A 25,464-nucleotide genomic window follows, 5' to 3' on the forward strand; every position below is an offset into this window, starting at 1 on the left:
CTTAAAACGTAAACACTTTTTCGGCTTGGCTAAGTTTATTGATCAGCGAAGTGCGGTCAATTTTTTCAGCAGAAATAATAAGTTGTTCAGTATTCAAATTGTATTGGTCGAGCGAATCGGCGCAGACAAAGCACTGTTCAATATCGTATAAATCCAACAATTTAAAGGTGCGGATAAAATCTTTTTGTAACAATAACTCAGGATTTTGCCCATCAAATAAATTCAACACGCCATCATCAATAAAAAAGACACCAATATCTTCTTCATCACAAAATGCTGTTGCCGCGAGCAAAGCATCTAATCCTTCACGAGAAATCGCGTTTCCATGTGGCGCAGTACGAAATAAAAATGCCAGCTTCATAATGTCACCACCCGATCTGCTTTTAATGCCATCGCCATAAACTCGCCTAAGCCTGTAATTTCAAAGCCATCAGCAAGATTCGTTTGATCCGTATCTTTTGCCGTAAGTGCATCCACCACACCACGACGTTGTGAAGCGGCTACACATAAATGCAAAGGAACATGATGCTGCACTGAAAAGGCTTGCCAAGCTTGCGTGAGATTAAATTCATCATTGGCAGGATAAACCAAGCCATTGCCATTACTCACACCGTCTTGGAAAAAGAAAATTTGGCTAATGACATGCCCTTTTTCGAGTAAAGCTTGGGCAAATTGATAGGCAAGAAAAGCCCCTTGTTTTCCATAAACGGGACTTTTCACAGCGAGAACATAGTTCATTACTCTTGCTCTTGTTTGATTTGACGAATATATAAATACACGGTGTGGCGAGAAATCGCGAGGCGATCAGCCACTAAATTGATCGCATCTTTAATATCAAAAATGCCTTTTTCGTAAAGTGAAATCACAATCTGACGGTTCTTATTATTGTTTGAGACTGAGCGATCTGCATTCACTTCTTCAATGGTTTTTTCTACCGTTTGAGCCACCAATTCTTCCACTGAACTTGCAAAATTGACGGAAGAGGTTTCATTTTGTTCCTGCGTTGGCATAAAGGCCTGCATAAATTGAGAAACTGGCACATCCAAATTAATATTGATACAAAGTAAACCAATAATACGCTGCTTGCTATTTCGAATGGCGATGGTCACAGACTTCATCAACACATTGCCTTTCGCACGCGTGAAATAAGGCTTAGACACACTCTCACTTTGCATATTACGCAAGGATTTCAGGGCTAAATCCGTAATCGGGGAACCCACTTGGCGATTGGTATTATGCCCATTGGCAATACAAATGGCGGAATGTTCAATGTCTTCCAAAGAGTGTAAGACGATTTCACAATGCTCGCCAATCAACGCACTCACGCCATCAACTACCGCTTTATAGGAAATCAGAATAGCACGATCTTCATCAGTGAAAGGTTGTCTATCAGTTAGTATCATTTTTCAAATCTGGTAGGGAAAATGACCGCACTTTGGACAAAGTGCGGTTGAATTAAGGATTATTTTTTAGGATTAACGTCTAATACTTCAACTTCGAAGTAAAGTGTTGCATCAGGTGGAATTGAATCGCCTGCACCTTGTTTGCCATAAGCTAATTCAGGTGGAATCACTAATTCGATTTTACCGCCTTTCTTCACTAACTGAAGACCTTCAGTCCAACCTTTGATCACTTGGTTTAATTTAAACTCAACCGGTTGACCACGTTCAACAGAGCTATCAAATACTTTACCATCTGGTAATTTACCAGTGTAATGTACTTTCACAGTATCTGTTGCTTTAATCGCATCACCTTTACCTGCTTCAGTGATTTTGTAAAGTAAGCCATCTTTAGTGCTTTTTACGCCATCTTTTTTCGCAAATTCAGCGCGGTATTTATCGCCTTCTTCTTTTGCGGCTTTCGCTTGTTGTTCTACTTTTGCTTTCGCTGCAGACACTAATTGCTCTTGAATGCCATCTAAGGTTTTTTGAATTTTTTCGTCTTTACGAACATCAACTTTACCTTCTAATGCATCTTTTAAGCCATCTAAAATACGTGCATTGTCGTATTGAATCACTTCTTTTTGAGCGTCCACTAAATCTTTTACTTGGTTACCCATTAATGCACCTACAGCATAAGACGCATCACTTGCGCTTGGCGCAGTTTTATCTTCTGCAAAAACAGAACCTGAAACAACCGCACTTACCATAAGTGCAGCAAGAGAAAGCTTTTGAATTTTCAACATTTTGCTTGATCCTTTATAATAGAAATGGAATAGCGAATAGGTTAAATCGTATTGACCAAATTCACAACATTTTTTTAAAAATTAGAGAAATTTTATGCAAAATCAACAAATTTTAGAAGATCGCATTGCTGAACTTGAAATGAAAATTGCGTTTCAAGAACAACTTTTAGACGAGCTAAACCAAGCATTAGTTCAACAACAGTTTGATATGGATAAAATTCAACTTCAACTCCGCTATCTCGCCGGCAAATTAAAAGATATGCAACCTTCTAATATTGCCAGCCAAGCAGAAGAAACGCCGCCTCCGCATTATTAAAATGTAATAAAACCATATTTTATCTAAATGCGTGATCTTCATCACAAATTCATAAAAAATATTTTTATTTTATTGAAAAAATAACCAAGTGTTTTATGGTTACCTCTATAGTTGTATAGCCAAATAGAGGATGTAAAAATGGCAAAGTTAGAAATAAAAAATATTACAAAAAAATTTGGTGACTTTTACGCAGCAAATAATATTACTTTTACCGCTGAAGAAGGCGAGTTTGTCACCTTATTAGGACCAAGTGGCTGTGGTAAAACCTCCTTATTAAAATTAATCGCTGGATTTCATGTGGCTGATGAAGGTGAAATCCTTATTGGAGGAAAAAATGTTAACCATGTTCCTCCAGAAAAACGCAATACAGCCATGTGTTTCCAATCTTATGCCCTTTTCCCTCACCTCAACGTTTCTCATAATATTTGCTATGGTTTAAAGCAACGTAAAATTGATATTGAAGAACAAAAACAGCGTTTAGATCTCGCATTGAAGCAAATGGATTTAGAATTTCATAAATTGAAATTACCCAATGAGCTTTCTGGAGGCCAACAACAACGTGTCGCATTAGCCAGAGCCATGGTAACTCGTCCAGATGTGATTTTATTTGATGAGCCACTTTCTAACTTAGATGCCAAATTACGCGAAAGTGTACGTTTTGAAATTAAGCAACTCTCAAAACAATATAATTTAACTAGTATTTATGTGACTCACGATCAGGCTGAAGCCCTAACTATGTCAGATAAAATCATCGTGTTAAATAAGGGCTCTATTGAGCAAATTGGCTCTCCTCAAGATATTTATCATCATCCTAAAAACCGCTTTGTGGCAGATTTTATTGGTATTGCCAATATCACGGAAGCCAATGTGAAAAACATCGGTGAGAACCTGTATGCGGTGAGTTCTATTTTTGGCGATTTCACCGTATTTTCTGAGAAAAAACCGGAATCTGAACGAATTTATATTTGCTTTCGACCAGAAGACATTGAATTGTTACCAAACGCACAAACGGAAGCGGAAAACCAAATTACAGTAGATATCATCAACACCGCTTTTATGGGCAATATCACGGAAGTGCAAGGAATCATTAAACGTAATGATGAAGAGAAAAAATTACGTCTGCAACTAACAAAATGCCCGAATTTGAGCAATAAACTCACCTTTACGGTTCCCCGCCATGCGATTAAATTCTTGGAGTCCGTAAAATGAAAAGTCTCAAAAATGATGTAAAAGCATGGTTATTACTATGCAGTGGTTTAGGTACGATCCTATTTTTAATGGGGTCCACGTTCTACATTGTAGTCTCTCAAAGTCTTGGTTTATACAGCATGGGCGGGGAAGAAAGCCAATTTAGTTTGGAGTATTGGCAAGCCGTATTAAATAGTCCGGTATTCCAAAATTCGTATATTTATTCCGTAAAAGTGTCTTTACTAGGGGCGATTTTATCTATCATCGTGGCTTATCCCATTGCCATGTGGTTACGTAAAAAATTACCAGCCAAGGTAACAATTATAACCATCTTGCGGGCGCCTATGTTGGTACCAGGATTAGTTGCAGCCTTCTTGTTCGTCAATATGATTTCTTACCACGGTATTCTTAATGAGGTATTTGTTTATTTAGGCATTTGGGACGAACCAAAAACCTTACAAAATGATGAATTTGGTTGGGGGGTTGTGATTTTACAAATGTGGAAAAACATTCCCTTTGCTTTAATCCTTATTGGTGGAGCAGTCAATTCACTGAAAACCGATTTATTAGATGCGGCAGCTAATTTAGGTTCGAGTCCTTGGCAACGTTTTCGTTATGTGATCTTCCCACTAACCTTAGGTGCGGTACAAGTTTCCTTTATTTTGATCTTTATCGGCGCACTGGGCGATTTTGCCTTTTATAGCATCGCCGGTCCGCGTAGCACTTATTCTTTAGCGCGTTTAATGCAAATGTCCGCCTATGAATTTGAAGAGTGGAATCAAAGTGCGGTCATGGCATTAACTATTATGTTGACCTCTGCCTTCTTCACCATCCTAGTGTCATTATTGATTAAACCATTAGCCGTCAAACGTGGAGAAGTCAAATGAGTAGTTCCGTACAAATCACAACGAAAAATGGTCGATTAATCGCACGTATTTCCTTAACTTTCTTTATTCTTGCTAATTTTATTTGGTTGTTCCTACCCTTTTTAATGGCTGGTTTATGGTCATTGGTAGATCCCGCTAAACCGTGGAGTTATCCAGATATTTTCCCTCAATCATTATCTTTTGAACGTTGGAAAATTGTATGGGAAACCACGTCTTTACCTGAAGCAATGTTTAATAGCTATACCATTGCGCCTACGGTTTCTCTGATCACTATTTTACTCTCTCTCCCAACAGCTTATGCATTTGGACGTATGGAGTTTAGAGGTAAAAAATTAGCAGAATTATTAACACTGATTCCATTGGTTATTCCAGGCATGATTATTGCCCTATTCTTTAGCCGTATGTTATTGGATTTAAATATTAATAATCCATTCATTGGTATTGTTATTGGGCATGTTGTACTCACGTTACCTTATGCTATTCGGATTTTATCCGCGGGCTTTTCTTCTGTACCACAAGACCTCATTGATGCTAGCCGTGACTTAGGTGCATCTAAATTTACCGTTTTCAAAGATGTGTATATGCCGATGTTAAAACCCAGTTTTTTAGCATCAATTATTTTCTGTTTAGTGAAAAGTATTGAAGAGTTTGCTATCGCTTTCGTTATCGGCTCACCAGACTTTATTACCGTGCCAACCATTTTATATTCTTTCCTCGGTTATTCTTTTATTCGTCCGAATGCGGCCGTTGTATCGATTATTTTGTTGGTACCAAACATTATTTTGATGATGATTATCGAAAAATTGTTGAAAGGGAATTATCTCTCTCAATCCACAGGAAAAGCATAATTTTCACAAGGAGCATCTTATGCAAAAAAATATCCGTAAACTTCTATCCATTGGTCTTACCGCTGCAGCCTTAGCCGTTAGTACTTTCGCCTCGGCTTCTACTGACTTAAGTGGTAAATCTTGGAGTGAAATCGTAGAACTTGCCAAAAAAGAAGGAAAATTGACAGTTAGCGTTTGGTATTTGCAGCCGCAATTCCGTAATTTTGTCAAAGAATTTGAAAATCAATACGGTATTAAAGTCAAAGTACCTGAAGGCACCTTGGACGGTAATATCAATAAACTGATCGCTGAAAAAAATCTAGAAACCGGCAAAATGGATGTGGTTGTGTTAAATGCTGACCGTTTAGGCAACGTAGCGAAAAATGACATTCTTGTAAAACTCAATAACTTACCAAATTTCGATAAATTAAATCACCACTTACAAGGTGTTGAATTAGGTGATATGGCTGTAGGTTACTGGGGTAATCAAACCGGTCTAGCTTATGATCCTATGCGAATTAAAGAAGAGGAATTGCCACAATCTTGGGCAGACATGGAAAGCTATATTGATAAAAATCCAAAAAAATTCGGCTATTCAGATCCAAATGGTGGTAGCTCTGGTAATGCCTTCATTCAACGAGCTTTAGTGTACATCAATGGTGATTATGATTATCGTACTGATAAAATCGATGAAGCACAGATTGCTAATTGGAAAAAAACCTGGGATTGGTTTAGCAGTAAAAAAGATGCGCTAATCCGTACCGCTTCGAATGCTGATAGTTTAACCCGTTTAAACGACGGTGAGTTAGTAATTGTCTCCGCATGGCAAGATCACTTGTTCAGCTTGCAAAAACAAGGTGCAATTACTGACCGTTTAAAATTCTATGTACCAAAATTTGGGATGCCTGGCGGTGGTAATGTTGTAACCGTCGCAAAAAATGCACCGAATCCAGCCGCATCACTTGTGTTCGTGCATTGGATTACCTCACCTGAAGTACAACAGAAATTAAGCCAAGAATTCGGTGTTCGTCCACTAAATAGTGAATCTGGTTTGAAAGATACTATTTTCTTCTCAACACCATGGCGTAAAGCCGAAATGGAAGCCTTCACAAAAGAGGTTATTTCGAGATAAATAATAAACCGCACTTTAACGTGCGGTTTACTTTTATAGGCTAATAAAGTGCGGTCAGTTTTAACCACATTTACAACCAAACAAAATAAGTCATGCTGCCGATGATGGCGATACAGAATAGGTTTAGAATCAAACCGACTTTCGCCATATCAAGTTGTTTCACATTTCCTGTTGCAAATACAATAGCATTTGGCGGTGTAGCAATTGGCAACATAAATGCGCAACTTGCCCCACAAGCGATAATTGCGGCTAAAGCGATAGGCGGTAAATTCATGGATTGTGCCACTGAAATCACAATTGGCATAATCAATGCAGCACTGGCGGTATTCGATGTGAATTCTGTTAAGAAAATAATAAATGCGGTTATCACAAAACAAAGCACCCAAAGTGGTTTGGTTTGTACAAACTGAACGATGCTATCTGCCATAATTTTACTGGCGCCAGAATCTTTCATCACAATACTGAGTGTTAAACCACCTCCGAATAAAACGAGTACGCCCCATTCAACACGTTCTTGGATTTCTTTCCAGCTTGCCACACCTGAGATACAAATAAAGATCACCACACATAGTGCAATCACCGTATCAAAATTTTCGATTTTTTTCGGCAATTCAAGAAGAGAGCTAATCCATGGATTTAGAAGAGAACTGAAAAGCAGCATAATCGCCATGCCGATAAAGATCAGTAAGGTAATGATATTTTTTCGGTTAAAACTGACTTTCTCAAGTGATGGATTAAATTCCACAGAAAAGTCTGGACGTAAAATCACCCATAAAGAAAAAATCATTGAAGGTACAAGCAATACCATCACTGGGAAACCATAACCTAGCCATTCCGTGAAAGTCACTGGAATTTGAGATGCCAAAATCGCATTCGGCGCACTTCCCACTAAGGTACCAATACCACCAATACTTGCACTAAATGCCATGCCTAATAACACGAAGGCGTACAACCGATGATTTTTTTCAGCATTGATACCTTTTAACATCCCCATCGTAAGCGGCAACATCATCGCTGCTACGGCGGTGTTGTTAATCCACATAGAAAGAAATGTAGTTGCAGTAAACAGATAGGTGATAGAAAGTTTTAAGTTTCCTTTCGCCAAACGGATAATGTAATTCGCAATAATCTTATCTAGATTCTGAATTTGTAACACCGCCGCCACCACAAATCCCCCAAAGAACATATAAATAATTGGCGTAGAGAATGGTGCAAGCGCTTTTTGTGTATTAATCAAGCCTAATCCTATGGCCACAACAGGTACCATCAGGGATGTTACGGTAATATTAAAGGCTTCCGTTAACCATAAGATACCAATAAAAATGAGCAAGGCTAGCCCGCGATTCTCTTGAGCAGAAAATGGCAATATTTTGATTAACACCAACATGAAGACAAAGTCTAGCGCAAGAATAATGAGACTTTTATATTTAGAGAGAAAGGTTTGTTGAGTTTGCATATACAATCTCCTATAAAACGATAGGGGAGATTATTAATTAGCATTTAACCGAAAAAATTGAAACATATTTTTAACAAATTTGTGACACGCTTCAAACTATTTTTGTATAAACAACAAACCGCACCTAAAAGTGCGGTCTGTTTTACTTTCGTTTTTTATCGTTGCACACGTGCTTGAATACGTTCTGGCAATCTTAATCCAACGAGAGCAACAAGGACAATTGTCCAGAATAAGGTCACATACACAAGAGCTGAACCAAGTCCGACTCTTTCGCTAAGTGCGGCGGCAATCACAGGAGATACCCCTCCACCAATCGCGGCAAAGTTATAGATGAAACCAATACCTGTGCTTCGCATTTCAGCTGGGAAGAAAGTCGCCATATATTTTGGTACTAAACCCGCAATCCCTAAGTTAGTTGCAAGTAAGAAAAAGAGCAACGCGCCAAGGGCTAATACATTATTTTCTGGCAAATAGAATACAGGGAAGAGGAAGAAAAGTGATAACAATAAGCTATACACAAAGGTTTTCTTCTCACCCAATTTATCACCGATAAAGCCTGCAATTAAGGTACCAATGAGGATACCAAATCCAGCCCAGAACATCAGTGATTTCACATTTTCAGCATAGCCGTTTTCTTTGAGATAAAGTGGAAGCAGCCCTACTACCGGCCAGTTTACGGAGAAAATTGAATAACAAACTAAGAAAATAATTAAGGTAATTGGTAATTGTTTTTTAGTGAATAGGTCAGTAAGTGGAACTTTATTCACTTTACCCGCCGCTTTTGCTTGTGCCCATTCCTCACTTTCAGGTGCATGACGACGAACGTAGAGCACTAAAGCGACTGGTGCTAAACCAATGAAGAAAGCCATACGCCAACCATAAGTTTGAGACACCCAAGGAATCACTTGAGAAGCAAGAATATTACCAATGGAGAAGCCACTCACTAAGAATGCACTGGCTTTTGTACGTAAATGTTGTGGCCAGCTTTCAATGGCATAAGAGGAAGAACACGCATATTCACCAGCCATCCCCATACCGATAATCATACGGAAGATGAAAAGCCAAATATAACTGGTGGATAAACCGCACAAGAATGTGCCGACGGAATACGTCACAATGGAAACAATCATTGCTAAACGACGACCATATTTATCGGCAAAGCTACCAAAAATCGCGCCACCTAATGGACGTGCGACGAAAGCTGCAAGTAATAATGTGGATGTTTCCGTTGTGCTCATGGCGAATTCTTTTTGAATATCCAAAAGCACGTAAGTGATAAGCATATAATCGAAGCCATCAAAAACATAACCTAACCAAGCCGCAAATAACGCTTTTTTTTGCGTAGGACTGACTTCTTTATACCATGGTAATGATGTTGCCATAACAACCTCCTTCCTTGTATTTGAGAATTTTGTGGTATAGATCACAGAATTTAAAATCACTGCTAATTTCTGCTTGCATAAATAAAGATAAGACGTATGATGTCTTATGTCAATGCAAGAGAATGAGAGCTGGATCACAAATTCAGAAAATAGGTTAGAAAATGAGAACAGAAATGAAAAAAACAAGTAAAAAAGAAGCAAGTCTCGTTTTGCAGGATAAAATCAAATCGCTCATCATTAAACAAAATCTTAAATCTGGCGATTTGATGCCAACAGAAAATGAACTGATTGAACAGCTTGGTGTGAGCCGTTCCAGTTTGCGTGAAGCCATTAAATCTTTAGAGGCACTACACATTTTAGACATTCGCCATGGTGTCGGCACCTTTGTGAGTGAATCCTCTCTTGTGCCAATGATTCGCGGATTAAGCTTTCACACCCAACTGAATTTGCATAATGATCATAATCAGCTGATTAATATTTTGGATATTCGGGAAATTTTGGAATACGGTTTTGCTCCGATGGTGTTGGGAAAAATTAGCCAAGAACAAACCGCACTTTTGCAAAAATCAGTGGCCGATATGGAAAAAAATGCCCGTGAGCAAAAATTTTCCCCAAAAGATGAATACAACATTCATTTAAAACTTTATGAACCATTAAATAACCCGTTACTGATTCAATATTTAGATGCATTTTGGCAAATTTATCAACAAGTAGAAAAAGGCTTACCGCCACCAATACTTTCTCCTGAAAAATTAGCCATGCAACACCGTGAATTAATTGATGCCGTAGAAGCGCACGATTTGGTGCGCATGCAACGCGCGATCTTGCAATATTTCCAAAGTATTCGCCAACGCTTACAACAAGGAGGGCATGATGCAAACTAATGGATTAAACATCGCCTTAATCGGCTGCGGCTTTTTTGGTGTTCAACTAGCTTCCGCATTTGACAAAGCCCAAGCAAACTTAATTGCAGTGACCGATATTAACCCTTCTCTTGCACAAAAACTCGCCGACCAATACGGCAGCCAAGCCTTTTTTAGTGTAGAAGAAATGTTGGCAGAAACCAAACCTGATTTAGTGGTTATCGCCACCCCAAACTATGCCCATTATTCCCCAGCTATCTTAGCGTTAAATGCTGGCTGTCATGTCTTTATTGAAACGCCTTTTACCTTAAGTTCTTCTCAAGGCCAACATTTACGTCGCCTTGCAGAAGAAAAAGGTAAAGTCATTTTTGTGGGCCATTTAGAACGTACGTTACCTGGCATGTTAAAAGTCAAAGCGGCTTTAGAACAAGGAAAATTAGGTAGAATTACGGTCGCACGAGCCATGCGTCAGCGTTGGATTGAAAACCTACCAAATAAAGAGTGGTGGAAATTAGATGCCAATCTTACGGGCGGCGAGCTTTTCCACCTCATTCACGAACTGGATTTACTCTGTTGGTTATTAGGCGATATTGAGGCTGTTTTTGCTCAAGCGGCTAATCAAGCACATCACGATACGCCAGACAGCCGTGATGTGTTGCAGTTGCTATTACGTTTTAAAAATGGCGTATTAGGTTCGCTCGAAATGGGCACTGCTTATCGATTACACCAATGGGGCATTCAAATTCATGGTGAAAATGGTGTGATTGAAGTCAATTTCTTTACCTCAAGTGTCACATTTAATTATCTAGATGGAAAAATAGAACACGTTGATTTATTTGATGAATTTGAGGCTGATTTATCTTTACGCGAAAGTGCAAAAGGCACTCAGCAATATAATGTCACCCACGCACCTTGCCAACTTTGGTTAAGCCGAGCGGCTGAAATCGAAGTACAAAGCGTGGTAGAGCACTTAACGCAAGGAAAAACCAGCCCATTAAGTCTATGTTTAACTGAAGCCATCGAAGTTGCAGAAGCAGCGAAACAATCCATGGTAACGGAAAAACAAATCTCAGTGAAAAAATAAGGAGTTTATTATGATGCGATATGGTGTTGTTGGCGTTGGCTATTTTGGTGCAGATTTAGCCCGTTTCATGAATGAATTTGATGATGCACAGATTACCATGGTATATGACCCTGAAAATGGTGAAACCATTGCTCAAGAATTACAATGCGTAGCGGCAAAATCTCTTGAAGAATTGGTCACTTCACCTGATGTGGACTGCGTGATTGTTGCCACCCCAAACTACTTACACAAAGAACCTGTCATCCTTGCAGCAAAAAACAAAAAACATGTTTTCTGTGAAAAACCAATCGCCTTAAGTTATCAAGACTGTGACGACATGGTGCGTGCTTGCGAAGAAAATGGCGTCACCTTTATGGCTGGCCATGTGATGAACTTCTTTAACGGTGTTCACCATGCCAAAGAATTAATCAATCAAGGCGTGATCGGTAAAGTGCTTTATTGTCACACTGCACGTAACGGCTGGGAAGAACAACAACCGACTATCTCATGGAAAAAAATCCGTGAAAAATCTGGCGGCCACTTATATCACCATATTCACGAATTAGACTGCGTACAATTCATTATGGGAGGCATGCCAAAAACTGTTACCATGGCAGCCGCCAATGTTGCACACAAAGGCGAAAACTTTGGTGATGAAGACGATATGATTTTTGTCACCATGGAATATGATGATAATCGCTTCGCAGTTCTAGAATGGGGTTCCGCTTTCCGTTGGGGTGAGCATTATGTATTAATTCAAGGGGAAAAAGGTGCGATCAAACTTGATATGTACAATACCAAAGGTACCCTTCGTGTGGATGGAAAAGACACCTATTTCCTTATTCACGAAACCCAAGAAGAAGATGATGACCGTACCCGTATTTACAACAGCACAGAAATGGACGGTGCGATTCAATACGGTAAACCGGGCAAACGCACACCGCTCTGGTTGAGTTCTATCATGAAAAAAGAAATGCGTTATTTAAACGATATTCTCCATGGAATGGAACCAACTGAGGAATTTGTAAAATTACTCACCGGTGAGGCCGCTCGTGCAGCTATTGCTACTGCCGATGCATGTACCCGTTCTCGTTACGAAAACCGCAAAGTTGATTTAGCAGAAATCATCGGTAAATAAAAATAACGTAAAAATAAACCGCACTTTGGTTGAGGAATCAAAGTGCGGTTACTTTGCATGAGATATATTACTCAAGGTTAAAGAAAAAACCTAAAGCTAAAAGCTAAAGGTTTAGATCTGAAAAGACATATAGATAATATTTTGCAGAAACTACAGCTTGCAGTTCTCTATAATAAATTAAAAGGAAAAATAAATGCTATCAGCCATATTACATGGAAAAAAAACCGGTAGTGGACTAGCTGGAACTCAGCTAAAAATAGGAGAAACTCAAGGAGCAGAGGATATTTTGACATCAAGTGTTTTTGAAAGAATAGCTTATTTACCCGATGAAGTATTTAGCCGATTTATTCAAAATCTTCTTGATGGTTATGATTTTGGTCACTTATACGAAATAGAATTCTGGCCATATTGGGAAATAAATAACGCCAAAATCGAGCCCGATGTCGTCTTATTTAATCAAATGCAACAAACCATTATTATCGAAGCCAAACGATACGATAACACCCAACAACAATATGCGCATCAACTCGCTAATGAAATTCAGGCTGCTTATAACAATGAAATAAACGATCCTATTTTACTAACTGTTGGTGGAATGTATGAATATAGCGCCAAAAACAAGAAACAATTAAAGAAACAAATAGACGATATACTACAAGCTAGAAATCTTGAAATCACTTATCAATTATATGTTAAAAGCTGGCAAGATATTTATTTGACTTTAGAGCGAACTATAAAAGAAGACAAAGCTCAATCTCTACAAAGACTACTTAGCGATATTAGGGAGGCTTACAATTGGCATGATATTCGTTATAAACCTTACCAATGGCTAAACGAATTAAAAGAACAAAAGATTACTTATACTGAATACCCTCAATTAATTAAGCAAAAAAACACATGGATTCAATTAAAACCCATTAATTTAACACATGAAAAATTTCCCTCTTTTCTAGGAGAATGCTAATGAACAAAAATGATATGAGCCTTATTCTACAAGATGTCAGGAAAGCCTACCGATTGCTAGCTGATTATCAACAAAGAATTATTGAATTAATTACTTTCATAAAAAAAGAACTAGATATTGAACATTATTACCACTCAATTCCAAACTATTGCGATCCACGTTCCCTTTATAAAATTTATAATATTGAGGATGGTATTGGTTGGCGATTTTTACCAATGATGAACTTAACCTTATTACTGCATAAAACTCGTAGCATTCCAGCTGGTGAAGAATGGCAAAATCACATTAAGCCAAATGATTTAGCCTTTAGTATAGTCATAGCCTCTGATGAAGATAACGACGGAGAGCTATCCCCTATTGACAGTAAAAGTGAGATCCACATCTATATTTATCAATGCCAAAAGCATAAGAGAAAAAAGGACTGGTATAGTGATGTGTGGTGGAATATAGAATACCCAGACTTTGGAACAGTTACTCACTATCAAGATAAATCAGGTGAAATTGAATACCAAATCTATGGAGAATCTTTAGATTTATCTGAAATGTATGACGAGGAAAGTGTGAGATCGACTCTTGATGCCTTTAGAAAACGCGCTTCTGAGAAACTAAAACAAGAAATCTAAAATATACTGTAGAATACCGCACTCCTAACCGCACTTACCAAAAAAGTGCGGTTGTTTTTTTAGAATGTTTTTAAGAAACTTACGGCGATAACCGCTCTATTTCCCATTTTCCATCATTGTATAAATAACAAATTCGGTCATGTAAACGACTTGGGCGACCTTGCCAGAATTCGATGCGATCAGGAATCACAAGATAGCCACCCCAATGTGGTGGGCGTGGGACATTTAATGGGTGTTTTGCTGCAATCAGTGCCGCTTTCGCTAATAAAGATTTGTGGCTAGAAATGACCGCACTTTGCTCACTGGCCCAAGCGCCAATTCGGCTGGTGTAAGGTCGAGTCGCAAAATATTCATCTGATTGTTCAGGCGAGATTTTTTCGGCTTTGCCCTCAATACGAACAGAACGTTCTAATTCTGGCCAAAAGAATGTCAGGGCGACGAAAGGATTATGTTCTATGGCGCGACCTTTTCGACTGTGATAATTCGTGAAAAATACAAAGCCTTGTTCGTTCACTTCTTTCAACAGCACCATTCGACTTGTTGGGCGGCCGTCTGCATTGACTGTCGCAACATTAACACCTGTCGGCTCGTTTACTTTAGCCGTAATCGCTTCGTTGAGCCATTTTTCAAATTGTTTTATTGGATTGGGATCGCAATCATGCTGAGAAAGCGCCTGTTTGCAATAATCCTCACGAATATCATGTAAGTCCATTTTCTTTCTCCTTTTGCTTGAAAACAAAAAGCCCTTGCAACTGCAAGGGCTAGTATAGTCCGTTAATTATTTACCATCAACACTCACGCCATAAAACGCATCATAGCCAAATGGACTTTGTACGTAGCCTTTTACGCGAGGGCTAAGTGGTGCGAAACCAACAGAATGCGCAACTGGAATCCATGGTGCTTGATCATGGAAAATTACTTGTGCTTGTTTATAAAGCGCCGCACGTTCTTCTTTATTCGTTAAGCCAATTGCTTTATCTAATAAGGCATCAAATTCTGCATTTTTGAAACGAGCAAAGTTTGAGTTGCCAGCGTTAGCACTTGCAAGTAATGGAGAAAGGAAGTTATCTGGATCACCGTTATCGCCTGACCAACCAAAGATACCAGCCGTTAATTCGCCTGCTTTAGCACGTTTTTGATAGTCAGCCCATTCAAATGTGACTGGATTTGCTTTTACACCTACTTTCGCCCAGTCTGCCATGACGAGTTCAGCCATACGTTTTGGATTTGGGTTAGATGCACGTACCACCGGTTGAATCCAGAAGTCCGTTTCAAAACCGTTTGGATAACCTGCTTCAGCTAAAAGCTGTTTCGCTTTCTCTGGATCATACGGATAATCTTGGATTTCGTCGTTATAACTCCAAATTGTTGGTGGCAATGGATTTTTCGCTGCAGTGCCTGCACCTTGATAAACCGCTTCAATAATCGCTTTTTTGTCTACCGCATAGTTCAATGCTTGACGCACTTTCACGTTATCAAACGGTGCTTTTTCCGTATTGAATGCGATATATGCCACGTTTAAACCTTTTTGTTCCAAAAGCTGTACTTTTGGATCAGTTTTCATTTTGGCTAAATCTGCCACATTCGGGAATAAAATTAAATCACAAGAACCCGCTTGTAACTTCGCATAACGCGTAGTCGCATCTGGCACGATGCTGATGACTAAGCGGTCAAGTGGTGTACGGCCTTTCCAATAGGTTTCATTCGCCACATATTGTGCCGCTTGGTCAGTTTTGTAATCCACAAAAATAAACGGACCTGTACCCACTGGTTTGTTATCGATTGTTTCTGGTTTACCCGCTTTCAGCATCGCATCTGCATATTCAGCTGAGTAAATTGAGATAAAGTCCATCCCCAAGCTTGCTAAGAAAGTCGCATCTTTTTTATTCAAGGTGATACGAACGGTGTTGTCATCCACTTTCTCAACTGATTTTAATAAATCTGGGAATTTCATTGCTTTGAAATACGGATAAGTCCCTTTTGATACATTGTGGTAAGGGTGATTAGGATCTAACTGACGTTGGAAAGAAAAGATCACGTCATCCGCATTAAAATCACGTGTTGGCGTAAATTCTTTTGTCGTATGGAATTTCACCCCTTTACGTAAATGGAAAGTATAAGTTAAACCATCGTCACTGATCTCCCAGCTTTCAGCCAAGGCTGGCTCAAGATCTGTAGAGCCTTTTTTGAATTCAACCAAACGGTTATACACTTGTTGTGAACTCGCATTGTAAGATGTACCTTCCATTACTAATGCTGGGCTAAAGCTAAGTGGTGCTTTCGCAGTACAGTACACAAATGTGTTATTACCTGAAGGTTTTGCTGTTTCTGCTTTCGTATTTTCTTTTGCCGCAGAACCAGATTGATCACAAGCTGCTAAAAACAAACTTGCAGCAATAAGAGTTAAGGTCGCTTTTAATTTCATAAGTTTTCCTTCTTTAATCGGGCAAAACACCCAAACATGAATATAAAATTTTACCTAAGATATAAGCAAATCAAACTTTTACGAAATAAGAAAAAGATCTTTCTTATAACCAATTAGACTAAGACATTCAATATCAGCATTTTTTCCGCAAATGATCCCCGTCTGTTTTGCGTAAATAACTCAATATCCAAACTAGTGCGATCGCAAAAACAGAAGTGGTCAGAAATGTATAACTGAAAGCATGTTGTAATGCGTCGCCGTCGTTACCCATAAATTGACGATATAACGTCAAAATAATCGATGCTACAGCGATACCAAATCCGATACCCACTTGTTGCACAATACTCAGCACCGTTGAGCCTACACCGCTTTGAGCCTGTGATAGATCGCCAACGGTAAGTGTATTAATTGAGGTAAAAATCATCGACATACAGGCACCATACCACATCAGATTACATATAATCCACGTCGTTGATGATGAGGTATCAAGCCATGACATGGAAACCGTTGAGCCTGCCATTAAAAGTGACGATAAAATTAACGTGGTTTTATAACCTAAAATATTTAAGATGTGCCCAATAAAACGTTTAAATACGACAGACATTAGCGCAATGGGTGCAAGCAACCAGCCTGACTCTTCAGCTGAATAGCCAAAAGAAAGTTGGAACATTAATGGTAATAAGAACGGCACAGCCGAACCGGAAAGGCGAATAAAGATATTGGCTGCAATACCTAATCGGAATGTTCTCGTATTGAAAAGAGATAAAGGTAAAATGGCACGTTCATTACCTTTTGCATAAAAATAATAGGCCACCAATAATGCAATACCAATCGACAATGCACTATATGTAGTCATATTGTCACGGTGACTTTCGCCCAGTAAATCAAGCCCGAGCGTTAAACCAACTAAACCAAATGCAAAGAGTAAAAAGCCTGTCCAGTCTAACTTACTCGCATTGCCCTTATGATTTCCCATCACTTTAGCGGCAGCCCAGAAGCCTAACATGCCGATAGGAATATTGATTAAGAAAATCCAATGCCATGACGTATGCACCACAAGCCAACCACCTAAAATCGGGCCAAGAATCGGACCGATGAGTCCTGCTGTAGCCATTAAATTCCAGGCATTAATTAATTGATTTTTTGGTACGGTTTGAATAATCGCAAGGCGAGCGACAGGCATCATAAATGCCCCGCCAATACCTTGAAGAATCCGTGCAAGTACAAGAGTTTCGAGAGAGGTTGCCATCGCACAAGCGACTGAACCAAATACAAAGGTAAAAACAGCTGAACGGAAAACCGTAAGCGTACCAAATTTCGCTGCTGCCCAAGCAGTTAAAGGAATAAATAAGGCAACGGCAAGAGAATAGGCGATAATCGCCATTTGCATTTCAAAGACCGGGGTTTGAAGATCTGTTGCAATAGTTGGTAAGGCAGTATTTAAAATAGTCGCATCCAAGCTTTGCATAAACAAAGCCATAGAAGCCACCCAAGCCAGCCCTTTATAGTGCTGACTTTCTATTACTGCATCTTTTTCCACCATTGATAAATAAACTCTGCGATCTGTTCAATGTGATTAATATCTAATAAAGTGCGGTCTGTTTCAAGCGAATAATCTGTTGCTAAAGCCAACACGTTTTCATCTAATTCCGGCAAAGGTTTTGTCATCTCTTGTCGATGCAACAGAATCTTTGGAATAGGTTCTTGTTTAAATCCTTCCACCAAAACTAAATCTGTTAAATGACGATCAAATTGTTGGCTTAAATAGGCTAATGAAACCGGCTCTTGAGGCGTTTCTGTCATCAATGCCCAACGAGTATCACAAGCCATAATAACTTGTGCAGACCCCGCCTCTTTCATTCGCCAACTGTCTTTTCCTTCTTTATCCACATGGGCATTGTGATGGCTGTGTTTAATCACTGAAACACGTAGGCCTTTTTTAATTAATTGAGGAAGCAATTTTTCCAGCAATGTGGTTTTACCACTACCGCTGTAACCCGTGATACCAAGAAGAGGAAGGGGATTATTCATTGTAAAAACCTTTAGAAAAATGACCGTACTTGATAAAACAAAACCCCGCAGGACGGGGTTTAGCTATCAAAATCCATTAGGTGAAGAAAGTATAGCAAGGGGAAGCAAAATAGCAACTTTCTTACGTCTACTGAATTATTTTAGGAATGTTACGCCTTGCACAATTCGCTTAGCTGCTGCAATTGGAAGCTGCCCGATAAAGGTAATTTCTTTATCGCCCATGACTTCACTATAAATCGTGTATGCCCCTTGTTTCCATGTATTTTCTGTTGCGGCAGTGCTATCCGCTTTATTGATATAAAGTGTGAAAGTAAAAAGGCCGTCACTAAATAACGCATTTTCAGTTACTTCACCATCTATCACATCATGATTTTGACGAATTAAATCAAAACCTTGTGGTAACCAATCCGTTTTCCAATTGATTGAAAGCGATGACTCTTGTTTCCCTTCATTTAAAAGTGGCGGCACTGACACCTTATTAAGGTAATCAGTCAAACCACGTAGACGATCATCGATATATAATGTCACGACACGGAACTGATCAAGTAACTTGCCTTCTCGATCAAGCATATCGCCACGCAATAACAAACCATTTTCTTCATCTAAGAAAACGAGATATTGATAGCGAAAATCATCTTTTGGCACAATACGAATGGTATCGACAAATCGGCCTGCAATTCGGTCTTTTCCAAGCTTAATAAAATCATAATTCTGACTCAGCTTGCTAAAATCAGTACGAATCACTGCCGGAAGCGCATCCACAATCTCACCACTGTTAATCGTGAAAGCACGTGAACCTGGCTGGAAATAGCTGACTAAATTACCGCGCTGGATGATCTCTTGTTGCTCACCGTCTAATGTCACCAACTGTGCATACACTTTTTGCCCTTGCTTAATATGGCGATAACGGAACGAGTCCATATTTGTTGGTGTCGTTTGCACAAAAGCAATCTCATAATTTAAATCTCGCATGGCTTGCGACATTTTATTTAATGACTGGATTGGCTCTTCTGCAAATGCTGTGAAAGGCGACAAGAATAAGCCTAAAAGTGCGGTTAATTTGAGAAACGTTTTTTTCATAAATAAATCAATTGATCCATAAAAAAATTCACCACGCCTAAGGTGGTGAATTATCGATTAATTGCTGTAATTATTTCGCTTGGTTGCTACCCACATTTAAGCTGTCTGCATGCATACGACGCTGTAATTCATAGTTTTGTAACATCGTACCAATACGGCGATTTTTTTGTTCAACCTGTTCCGAAGTGGCTACATCTTTGGTCGGAGCGTTGTAACTTACTTCTTGAACTGAACTGTTAAATGGTAAGGTTTGTAAAACAGGGTTTTCTGGTGTAACCGACGTGCTTTTCGCATTAAATGATTGCACACCTACTACTGCCACTAAACACACACCTGCAGCCACGGCAATTTGTGTCATTGGTGCAAAGAATGCTTTTAATTTTTGCACGAATGGTAAGCTGTCTGCTTCTTCTGGTGTTGGTTGAGAAACAGTAATCTCTACGTGTTTTACTTCTTCTAATTCAATTAAATCAGCCATTTTCGCAGTAAAATCAGCACCTAATAATACTGGTGACTCTTTACGCATAACTGCTCTTACTGTGTGATACGCCACCCAAGACTCTTGTGAATCTTTATCCTGACAAAGTTGTTCCGTCAACTCGGCACTGACTTCTTCTCCATCCATATAGGCTGAAAGTAACTCTTTTTGCATTTTATAAACTCCGACTTTATTTTAACGTTGCATAAGCGGTTGTATTTTGTTCTCAATCACTTCCCGAGCACGGAAAATGCGAGAACGTACAGTGCCTACTGGGCAATCCATTATTTCTGCGATTTCTTCGTAACTTAACCCTTCAAGTTCACGCAAGGTAATCGCGATTCTTAAATCTTCTGGCAAACTGTGAATGGTATCAAACACCACTTTTTCCAATTCGCTAGATAACATTTCATTTTCAGGGGTATCTACATCACGTAGATGGGTTCCCACATCATAGCTTTCGGCATCTTCAGCCAAAATATCTTCGCTCGGTGGACGGCGCCCCTGTGCCGTTAAGTAATTCTTTGCCGTATTAACGGCAATTCGATATAGCCAAGTGTAGAATGCACTATCGCCCCGAAAGGATTCAATGGAACGATAGGCCTTAATAAAGGATTCTTGTACAACATCTGGAATGTCGTTATGAGAAATGTAGCGGGTTAAAAGTCCGGCTACTTTGTTTTGATAACGAGAAACCAATAAATTAAAGGCTTTTTTATCGCCTTGCTGCACTCTTTCTACCAAAGCCTGATCTGTTAGCTGTTCAGCCATATATCTCCTATGCTACGTCTAACACGCCTTCATATATTCAAGACAGCAAGCTATTGTTGCTTTATCAGACAGAGTTAAAATTGAAAAGTTCCTTATGTATAAAAAATTTCAAAAAAATTAACGGACATTCGTTTTCTGCATATCTTGGATATATTCAACCATCGCTTGCACTTCAGCATCCTCTGATTGACTGCCATTAAAAAACCACGAAAAAAGTTGTAAATCCGTGGCGGCAAGTAAACGAATAAAAATATCTTTTTTGTCGTCAGTTAATTGGTCAAAATGCGCTTTATAAAAAGGCATGATGATTTTATCCAACTCAAGCATACCTCGACGACAATCCCATTCAATGCGGAGTTTATTGTATTTATCCATAATTTCTCCCTAAATCATTGTAATTATACCTGATAAATGAAAAGTGCGGTTAAAAATTACCGCACTTTTTTAATCAAAGAATTGGCTATTCTGTCGTCTTTGGTTTAATCACCGCGTAAACCACACCGGTTAATAATGCCCCCGTTGCAATTGCACCTAAGTAGAGTAATGGTTCTGAAACAAACGGAATCACAAATAAACCACCATGTGGTGCTTGCAGAGAAATATTTAATGCCATTGAAATCGCACCGGCAGTTGCTCCACCGATCACCGAGCTAATAATCACACGCAATGGATCAGCAGCCACAAATGGCAATGCCCCTTCAGAGATAAAGCACAAGCCTAAGACAAAAGAAGCTTTACCTGCATCACGTTGATTACTGGTAAATTTACTGCGTGCAATCCAAGTTGCAATCGCCATCCCAATTGGTGGCACCATACCAGCGGCCATAGCTGCGGCCATTGGGGTGTGAACTTGAGAGGCCAACATTCCCACAGAGAACGTATAAGCTGCTTTGTTTACTGGACCGCCCATATCAATACACATCATGGCACCGATAATTGCACCCAATACCATCGCATTAACTTCACCCATGGATTTTAACCAATCGCTTAAGGTGGTCATAATTTGTGAAACCGGTGGGTTAATCACATAAATCATGGCAAGGCCAACAATCAAGGTACCAAAGAGCGGGAGAATTAAAATCGGTTTTAAGGAGGTTAAACTCGCCGGCAATTTAATGGTTGCATTTAATCCTTTCACCACATAACCTGCTAAGAAACCCGCAATGATCCCACCTAAAATCCCAGCGCCTGCTGTGGTGGCTAACATACCACCAATGAGACCTACCGCAAGCCCCGGACGGTCTGCAATAGAAAAGGCCACATAGCCAGCAAATACTGCAATCATCAAATGGAATGCGGCACCACCACCGATATCCATTAAGGCTTTTGGAATACCATGAAAAATTGTTTCATCTTTGAAGGCTTCGATACCAAACATAAAGGAAATCGCGATTAGCAAACCACCAGCAACCACCAACGGCAGCATGTGCGACACACCGGTCATCAAATGTTTATAAACACCTTTTTTCTCACCGCTTTCTTCTGATTTAGCAGAAGATTTTGCTGCGCCACCTTCATAAATTTTCGCTTCTTTAAATGCCTTATCGAATTCCTGGGCTGTTTTCTTTAACGCTAAACCGGTCGAAGTTCGATACATCGGTTTACCTTGGAATTTATCTAACGGCACATCAATATCGGCCGCAACAAAGACTAAATCTGCTGCTGCAACTTCTTCAGGGGTAATTTCATTACCTGCGCCCACTTGGCCACGCGTTTCGACTTTTACCTGCCAACCTTGTTTTTTTCCATAGGCTTCAATAGCTTCAGCAGACATAAAGGTATGCGCAACCCCTGTCGGACAAGCGGTAACCGCAACAATATTTTTGATACCAGAAACACCGCCAAATCCAACCACACTTTGAGCGGGTTGAACATAGTACACTGCTTGATTGAGTGCATTCGTCAATGTTACTTCAGGTGATGCAATCGCCGCATCTTCGTTGGCTAAAAAGACTTTTTTGCCCACAAGTTCAGCAGAGTTTGGCAAAGTAGATCCGAAAACAATCACTAAATCCGCCTCTTTGGCTTGCTCAACCACAATATGATTGGCTTTTTTCGCTGCCATGCACAATGCTTGGCGAAGTAAATAGGCTTTTGCCGCACCAATTTGCGGAGATTGAGTTAAAAACAAATTCATTACATTATCCTTCAATCACAGAAATTTTGACATTCGCCAGAATTGGCTCAAGCAAGGCGATATCGCTCACGCCCACGTTACTTTGCGAAACTGCAAAGGCAGAAACCGCACTCGCAAATGCTAAGGTTTCCGCTTGAGACAAGCCTTTTTCAATACCGTAAATTAAGCCTGCCACCATAGAATCACCAGCCCCTACGGTACTCACCACGTTTTCACATTTAGGTGGTTGAGCTTGAATAACAGCTTGATCACTCAGCCATAAAGAACCATTCGCGCCCATCGAAATAATAACGTTAGCAATGCCTTCTGTTTTAAGTTTTTTAGCCGCCGCAATAATTTCATCAAGAGAATTTAGTGGGTGACCAATCCACGCTTCCAATTCACGATGATTTGGTTTCACCAACCAAGGATGCGCTTTCAAACCAGCCGTGAGTGCGGCATTACTGCTATCTAATACGACTTTCACACCAGCTTGATGCAACTGATTAAGCCAATCCGCAAACAATTCAGGACTCACACCACGCGGTAAACTGCCACATACCGCGACAATGTCAAAGTTTTGGCAGTACGCTAATGAATCTGCTGTAAATTGCTGCCAAGCTTCTGGGGTGATTTGATAGCCTAAGAAATTTAGGTCCGTCACATCAGCTTCGGTTTCCGTAATTTTTACGTTAATGCGAGTTTTACCTGCTACGCGATGAAATTTGTCTTCCAAGCCTTGTTTTTTAAATAAAGTTTCGAAATCACCAACGTTGTCTTCACCTAAGAAACCACCAACGGCCACATCCACATTCAAGTCTTTCAACACTTTGGCAACATTAATGCCTTTTCCGGCAGGGAAAAGACCAAGGGTTTCTACGGTATTCACTTCGCCGATTTCAATACGTGACAAACGCCCGACTAAGTCGTAAGCGGCATTTAAGGTAATTGTTGCTACTTTTGCCATCACTTACTCCTTACCTTCACCTAAACCACTTTCAATGACTGCACCAATACCGTCAATCGCTTGTTGAGCTTCTTCACCGCTCGCCACAAAACGTAAGCGATGACCTTTCACGACACCGAGCGCCACAATTTTCATCAGACTTTTCGCACTGACTAATTGGGTGTCACGATCTAAGTTTTGTACCGCAACAGATGCATTGTATTTTTTCACTTCATTAACAAGCACTGCACTTGGACGAGCATGTAAACCGTGTTCATTACGAATCATAAATACCGCTTCAATAGCATCCGCTGGTAAACCTGTTTTTTCTTCGTGAATTTGTGGTGCATGCTCACTGCTCACTTCAATGGTATCCGGTTCAGCCGGTGGCAAAGCTGATACGCTTTCGCCAAGCCCGCTAGCAATGATCTTACCTAAGGCTTCAATGGCTTGTTTCGCATCATCACCTTCAGCAACAAAACGTAAGCGATGACCTTGAGTGACACCTAATGCCACAATTTTCATCAAGCTTTTTGCACTAACTGGTGCGGTTTCTCGAGTAAGATTTTGTACGGTAATCTTGGAGGCGAATTTTTTTACTTCATTAACAAGCACTGCACTTGGGCGAGCATGTAAGCCATGTTCATTACGAATAGTAAAGGTACCAATCACTGCACCTGTCGCGATTTGGTCTTCAGATTTAGCAGCTGGCGAAGCCGACACTTTACCGCCATTAAGTGCGGTCAAAATTTGCTGCGTATTACCACTTAATAAAATATTTTGTACTTCATCATCCAATAAACGCGCTAATGTCTCATTGATTTGGTCACTGACAGCCGAAATCGTCAATACACCTTTCACTGCTTTGCCATTATGATTAAAAATGGTTTTCGCACGACTGAATGCCAACGCATTTTTCACGTTACCTGATACGGCATCGGTTACCCATAAACCTTTGCCAAGTGGCAGAGCAGAATTGGAGACCACTTCAGAAACAAAGCTATTTTCAACCGCACTTTGCTGTTGTAATTTGCCTGCATTGATAGCAGTAAGTGTGAGCAAACTTTGCGTTTCAATATCTAAGCTTAATGTTTCTTCAGTCATGCTAAAAGCATCACTTTCGCCTAACAAAATAGCACGGAATTGTTCAACATCTGTTAATGTCGCTAACTGTGCTGCGGTGTCTTCATCACCTAAAACATGCGTTAATTGACGAAGTAAAGCAAGATGTTCATCAGAACGGGCAGCAATACCAATCACAACATAAGCAATATTGCCTTCTCCCCACTCAATACCTTGTGGAAATTGGAAAACTTGCACACCGGTTTTTTTCACCATTGAACGGGTTTCTAATGTACCGTGTGGAATTGCAATCCCATTGCCTAAAAAAGTGGAGGTTTGTTGTTCACGTCCAAGCATGCCTTGCAAATAGCCTTGTTCAACATTGCCAGCTTGCTCTAACGCACTTGCAGCCATTTCAATAGCTTGCAGCTTATTTGTTGCCGTAGCATTTAAATGAATGTTGCTTTCCGAAAGTTCTAACATTCTTGCTCCTTCACATTGATGATTTTAAAAAAGAAAAGCTGCTGATGA

General features: G+C 39.8%; 27 protein-coding genes. 10 read left to right on the top strand and 17 right to left on the bottom strand.

Features of this window, described 5'->3' with window-relative positions; translation table 11 throughout:
* Position 1 precedes the first annotated feature (1 nt).
* The 4 genes from tusC to fkpA are packed head-to-tail and all read right to left on the bottom strand — an operon-like array spanning position 2 to position 2,185.
* On the bottom strand, positions 2 to 361 hold the full coding sequence (gene tusC, locus ADA56_RS07245; RefSeq protein ID WP_049369973.1) for a sulfurtransferase complex subunit TusC: 360 nt from the start codon (positions 359 to 361) through the stop codon (positions 2 to 4).
* Positions 358 to 738: a sulfurtransferase complex subunit TusD gene (gene tusD, locus ADA56_RS07250; RefSeq protein ID WP_049369974.1), complete on the bottom strand. Its 381-nt coding sequence runs from the start codon at positions 736 to 738 to the stop codon at positions 358 to 360. Before tusD ends, tusC begins: the two co-directional genes overlap by 4 nt.
* Complete coding sequence (locus tag ADA56_RS07255) at positions 738 to 1,403, bottom strand: helix-turn-helix transcriptional regulator (protein ID WP_075875883.1); 666 nt, start codon at positions 1,401 to 1,403, stop codon at positions 738 to 740. Before ADA56_RS07255 ends, tusD begins: the two co-directional genes overlap by 1 nt.
* Before the next feature lie 59 nt (positions 1,404 to 1,462).
* Entirely contained in the window at positions 1,463 to 2,185 is a 723-nt protein-coding gene (gene fkpA, locus ADA56_RS07260; RefSeq protein WP_049369975.1) for an FKBP-type peptidyl-prolyl cis-trans isomerase, read from the bottom strand.
* 94 nt (positions 2,186 to 2,279) lie between these two features.
* Here fkpA and ADA56_RS07265 point away from each other — a divergent pair, with 94 nt between their 5' ends.
* From ADA56_RS07265 to ADA56_RS07285, 5 genes are all read left to right on the top strand, one after another.
* Positions 2,280 to 2,501: a SlyX family protein gene (locus ADA56_RS07265; RefSeq protein WP_005699194.1), complete on the top strand. Its 222-nt coding sequence runs from the start codon at positions 2,280 to 2,282 to the stop codon at positions 2,499 to 2,501.
* A gap of 138 nt (positions 2,502 to 2,639) precedes the next feature.
* The gene (locus ADA56_RS07270; RefSeq protein ID WP_049369976.1) at positions 2,640 to 3,710 is read left to right on the top strand and encodes an ABC transporter ATP-binding protein; all 1,071 of its coding nucleotides are present in this window, start codon (positions 2,640 to 2,642) and stop codon (positions 3,708 to 3,710) included.
* A complete protein-coding gene (locus tag ADA56_RS07275; protein ID WP_014064417.1) occupies positions 3,707 to 4,576 on the top strand; it encodes an ABC transporter permease in 870 nt (289 codons plus the stop codon). The genes ADA56_RS07270 and ADA56_RS07275 overlap by 4 nt, the downstream gene beginning before the upstream one ends.
* Entirely contained in the window at positions 4,573 to 5,424 is an 852-nt protein-coding gene (locus ADA56_RS07280; RefSeq protein WP_049369977.1) for an ABC transporter permease, read from the top strand. Before ADA56_RS07275 ends, ADA56_RS07280 begins: the two co-directional genes overlap by 4 nt.
* A 19-nt stretch (positions 5,425 to 5,443) precedes the next feature.
* A complete protein-coding gene (locus ADA56_RS07285; protein WP_049369978.1) occupies positions 5,444 to 6,535 on the top strand; it encodes an extracellular solute-binding protein in 1,092 nt (363 codons plus the stop codon).
* Between the two features lie 70 nt (positions 6,536 to 6,605).
* Here the strand turns inward: ADA56_RS07285 and ADA56_RS07290 are convergent, their stop codons facing one another.
* Together ADA56_RS07290 and ADA56_RS07295 are read right to left on the bottom strand one after the other, a co-directional pair.
* Positions 6,606 to 7,991 (bottom strand): SLC13 family permease, encoded by a 1,386-nt coding sequence (locus ADA56_RS07290; RefSeq protein ID WP_005699102.1) that lies wholly within the window; start codon positions 7,989 to 7,991, stop codon positions 6,606 to 6,608.
* A gap of 155 nt (positions 7,992 to 8,146) precedes the next feature.
* Positions 8,147 to 9,373 (bottom strand): MFS transporter, encoded by a 1,227-nt coding sequence (locus tag ADA56_RS07295; protein WP_049369979.1) that lies wholly within the window; start codon positions 9,371 to 9,373, stop codon positions 8,147 to 8,149.
* Positions 9,374 to 9,546: 173 nt separating this feature from the next.
* Here ADA56_RS07295 and ADA56_RS07300 point away from each other — a divergent pair, with 173 nt between their 5' ends.
* The 5 genes from ADA56_RS07300 to ADA56_RS07320 all read left to right on the top strand — a co-directional run bounded on the left by ADA56_RS07300 (position 9,547) and on the right by ADA56_RS07320 (position 14,024).
* The gene (locus ADA56_RS07300) at positions 9,547 to 10,257 is read left to right on the top strand and encodes a FadR/GntR family transcriptional regulator (protein WP_049370047.1); all 711 of its coding nucleotides are present in this window, start codon (positions 9,547 to 9,549) and stop codon (positions 10,255 to 10,257) included.
* The gene (locus ADA56_RS07305; RefSeq protein ID WP_005699319.1) at positions 10,247 to 11,320 is read left to right on the top strand and encodes a Gfo/Idh/MocA family protein; all 1,074 of its coding nucleotides are present in this window, start codon (positions 10,247 to 10,249) and stop codon (positions 11,318 to 11,320) included. Before ADA56_RS07300 ends, ADA56_RS07305 begins: the two co-directional genes overlap by 11 nt.
* Positions 11,321 to 11,330: 10 nt before the next feature.
* A complete protein-coding gene (locus ADA56_RS07310; protein ID WP_049369980.1) occupies positions 11,331 to 12,437 on the top strand; it encodes a Gfo/Idh/MocA family protein in 1,107 nt (368 codons plus the stop codon).
* Between the two features lie 193 nt (positions 12,438 to 12,630).
* The gene (locus tag ADA56_RS07315; protein ID WP_049369981.1) at positions 12,631 to 13,401 is read left to right on the top strand and encodes a hypothetical protein; all 771 of its coding nucleotides are present in this window, start codon (positions 12,631 to 12,633) and stop codon (positions 13,399 to 13,401) included.
* Positions 13,401 to 14,024: a hypothetical protein gene (locus ADA56_RS07320; RefSeq protein WP_049369982.1), complete on the top strand. Its 624-nt coding sequence runs from the start codon at positions 13,401 to 13,403 to the stop codon at positions 14,022 to 14,024. The genes ADA56_RS07315 and ADA56_RS07320 overlap by 1 nt, the downstream gene beginning before the upstream one ends.
* A 79-nt stretch (positions 14,025 to 14,103) precedes the next feature.
* Here ADA56_RS07320 and pdxH read toward each other — a convergent pair whose 3' ends face one another.
* The 11 genes from pdxH to fruB form a co-directional block, all read right to left on the bottom strand.
* A complete protein-coding gene (gene pdxH, locus ADA56_RS07325; protein WP_049369983.1) occupies positions 14,104 to 14,736 on the bottom strand; it encodes a pyridoxamine 5'-phosphate oxidase in 633 nt (210 codons plus the stop codon).
* Between the two features lie 66 nt (positions 14,737 to 14,802).
* Positions 14,803 to 16,449 (bottom strand): ABC transporter substrate-binding protein, encoded by a 1,647-nt coding sequence (locus ADA56_RS07330; RefSeq protein WP_049369984.1) that lies wholly within the window; start codon positions 16,447 to 16,449, stop codon positions 14,803 to 14,805.
* Between the two features lie 133 nt (positions 16,450 to 16,582).
* Positions 16,583 to 17,992 (bottom strand): MDR family MFS transporter, encoded by a 1,410-nt coding sequence (locus ADA56_RS07335; RefSeq protein ID WP_049369985.1) that lies wholly within the window; start codon positions 17,990 to 17,992, stop codon positions 16,583 to 16,585.
* Positions 17,971 to 18,480, bottom strand: coding sequence for a molybdopterin-guanine dinucleotide biosynthesis protein MobB (gene mobB / locus ADA56_RS07340; protein ID WP_049369986.1), 510 nt, complete (start codon positions 18,478 to 18,480; stop codon positions 17,971 to 17,973). Before mobB ends, ADA56_RS07335 begins: the two co-directional genes overlap by 22 nt.
* Before the next feature lie 135 nt (positions 18,481 to 18,615).
* A complete protein-coding gene (gene rseB / locus ADA56_RS07345) occupies positions 18,616 to 19,560 on the bottom strand; it encodes a sigma-E factor regulatory protein RseB (RefSeq protein WP_049369987.1) in 945 nt (314 codons plus the stop codon).
* Positions 19,561 to 19,630: 70 nt separating this feature from the next.
* Entirely contained in the window at positions 19,631 to 20,212 is a 582-nt protein-coding gene (locus ADA56_RS07350; RefSeq protein WP_049369988.1) for a sigma-E factor negative regulatory protein, read from the bottom strand.
* Positions 20,213 to 20,233: 21 nt separating this feature from the next.
* Positions 20,234 to 20,809, bottom strand: a complete 576-nt coding sequence (rpoE, locus tag ADA56_RS07355) for an RNA polymerase sigma factor RpoE (protein WP_049369989.1) — start codon at positions 20,807 to 20,809, stop codon at positions 20,234 to 20,236.
* Positions 20,810 to 20,926: 117 nt separating this feature from the next.
* Complete coding sequence (locus ADA56_RS07360) at positions 20,927 to 21,184, bottom strand: succinate dehydrogenase assembly factor 2 (protein WP_049369990.1); 258 nt, start codon at positions 21,182 to 21,184, stop codon at positions 20,927 to 20,929.
* 85 nt (positions 21,185 to 21,269) lie between these two features.
* A complete protein-coding gene (locus ADA56_RS07365) occupies positions 21,270 to 22,946 on the bottom strand; it encodes a fructose-specific PTS transporter subunit EIIC (RefSeq protein WP_049369991.1) in 1,677 nt (558 codons plus the stop codon).
* A 4-nt stretch (positions 22,947 to 22,950) separates the two neighbouring features.
* Positions 22,951 to 23,892, bottom strand: coding sequence for a 1-phosphofructokinase (gene fruK / locus ADA56_RS07370; protein WP_049369992.1), 942 nt, complete (start codon positions 23,890 to 23,892; stop codon positions 22,951 to 22,953).
* 3 nt (positions 23,893 to 23,895) lie between these two features.
* The gene (fruB, locus tag ADA56_RS07375; RefSeq protein WP_049369993.1) at positions 23,896 to 25,416 is read right to left on the bottom strand and encodes a fused PTS fructose transporter subunit IIA/HPr protein; all 1,521 of its coding nucleotides are present in this window, start codon (positions 25,414 to 25,416) and stop codon (positions 23,896 to 23,898) included.
* Between the last annotated feature and the right edge of the window lie 48 nt (positions 25,417 to 25,464).

Source organism: Parahaemophilus parainfluenzae, from assembly GCF_001055095.1.
In the GTDB taxonomy this organism is placed as follows: Bacteria; Pseudomonadota; Gammaproteobacteria; order Enterobacterales; family Pasteurellaceae; genus Haemophilus_D; species Haemophilus_D parainfluenzae_Z.

What these genes read in the sequence shown, in the direction of transcription:
- tusC (WP_049369973.1), bottom strand. Translation starts at nt 361, where the DNA reads ATGAAGCTGGCATTTTTATTTCGTACTGCGCCACATGGAAACGCGATT.
- tusD (WP_049369974.1), bottom strand. Translation starts at nt 738, where the DNA reads ATGAACTATGTTCTCGCTGTGAAAAGTCCCGTTTATGGAAAACAAGGG.
- ADA56_RS07255 (WP_075875883.1), bottom strand. Translation starts at nt 1,403, where the DNA reads ATGATACTAACTGATAGACAACCTTTCACTGATGAAGATCGTGCTATT.
- fkpA (WP_049369975.1), bottom strand. Translation starts at nt 2,185, where the DNA reads ATGTTGAAAATTCAAAAGCTTTCTCTTGCTGCACTTATGGTAAGTGCG.
- ADA56_RS07265 (WP_005699194.1), top strand. Translation starts at nt 2,280, where the DNA reads ATGCAAAATCAACAAATTTTAGAAGATCGCATTGCTGAACTTGAAATG.
- ADA56_RS07270 (WP_049369976.1), top strand. Translation starts at nt 2,640, where the DNA reads ATGGCAAAGTTAGAAATAAAAAATATTACAAAAAAATTTGGTGACTTT.
- ADA56_RS07275 (WP_014064417.1), top strand. Translation starts at nt 3,707, where the DNA reads ATGAAAAGTCTCAAAAATGATGTAAAAGCATGGTTATTACTATGCAGT.
- ADA56_RS07280 (WP_049369977.1), top strand. Translation starts at nt 4,573, where the DNA reads ATGAGTAGTTCCGTACAAATCACAACGAAAAATGGTCGATTAATCGCA.
- ADA56_RS07285 (WP_049369978.1), top strand. Translation starts at nt 5,444, where the DNA reads ATGCAAAAAAATATCCGTAAACTTCTATCCATTGGTCTTACCGCTGCA.
- ADA56_RS07290 (WP_005699102.1), bottom strand. Translation starts at nt 7,991, where the DNA reads ATGCAAACTCAACAAACCTTTCTCTCTAAATATAAAAGTCTCATTATT.
- ADA56_RS07295 (WP_049369979.1), bottom strand. Translation starts at nt 9,373, where the DNA reads ATGGCAACATCATTACCATGGTATAAAGAAGTCAGTCCTACGCAAAAA.
- ADA56_RS07300 (WP_049370047.1), top strand. Translation starts at nt 9,547, where the DNA reads ATGAAAAAAACAAGTAAAAAAGAAGCAAGTCTCGTTTTGCAGGATAAA.
- ADA56_RS07305 (WP_005699319.1), top strand. Translation starts at nt 10,247, where the DNA reads ATGCAAACTAATGGATTAAACATCGCCTTAATCGGCTGCGGCTTTTTT.
- ADA56_RS07310 (WP_049369980.1), top strand. Translation starts at nt 11,331, where the DNA reads ATGATGCGATATGGTGTTGTTGGCGTTGGCTATTTTGGTGCAGATTTA.
- ADA56_RS07315 (WP_049369981.1), top strand. Translation starts at nt 12,631, where the DNA reads ATGCTATCAGCCATATTACATGGAAAAAAAACCGGTAGTGGACTAGCT.
- ADA56_RS07320 (WP_049369982.1), top strand. Translation starts at nt 13,401, where the DNA reads ATGAACAAAAATGATATGAGCCTTATTCTACAAGATGTCAGGAAAGCC.
- pdxH (WP_049369983.1), bottom strand. Translation starts at nt 14,736, where the DNA reads ATGGACTTACATGATATTCGTGAGGATTATTGCAAACAGGCGCTTTCT.
- ADA56_RS07330 (WP_049369984.1), bottom strand. Translation starts at nt 16,449, where the DNA reads ATGAAATTAAAAGCGACCTTAACTCTTATTGCTGCAAGTTTGTTTTTA.
- ADA56_RS07335 (WP_049369985.1), bottom strand. Translation starts at nt 17,992, where the DNA reads ATGGTGGAAAAAGATGCAGTAATAGAAAGTCAGCACTATAAAGGGCTG.
- mobB (WP_049369986.1), bottom strand. Translation starts at nt 18,480, where the DNA reads ATGAATAATCCCCTTCCTCTTCTTGGTATCACGGGTTACAGCGGTAGT.
- rseB (WP_049369987.1), bottom strand. Translation starts at nt 19,560, where the DNA reads ATGAAAAAAACGTTTCTCAAATTAACCGCACTTTTAGGCTTATTCTTG.
- ADA56_RS07350 (WP_049369988.1), bottom strand. Translation starts at nt 20,212, where the DNA reads ATGCAAAAAGAGTTACTTTCAGCCTATATGGATGGAGAAGAAGTCAGT.
- rpoE (WP_049369989.1), bottom strand. Translation starts at nt 20,809, where the DNA reads ATGGCTGAACAGCTAACAGATCAGGCTTTGGTAGAAAGAGTGCAGCAA.
- ADA56_RS07360 (WP_049369990.1), bottom strand. Translation starts at nt 21,184, where the DNA reads ATGGATAAATACAATAAACTCCGCATTGAATGGGATTGTCGTCGAGGT.
- ADA56_RS07365 (WP_049369991.1), bottom strand. Translation starts at nt 22,946, where the DNA reads ATGAATTTGTTTTTAACTCAATCTCCGCAAATTGGTGCGGCAAAAGCC.
- fruK (WP_049369992.1), bottom strand. Translation starts at nt 23,892, where the DNA reads ATGGCAAAAGTAGCAACAATTACCTTAAATGCCGCTTACGACTTAGTC.
- fruB (WP_049369993.1), bottom strand. Translation starts at nt 25,416, where the DNA reads ATGTTAGAACTTTCGGAAAGCAACATTCATTTAAATGCTACGGCAACA.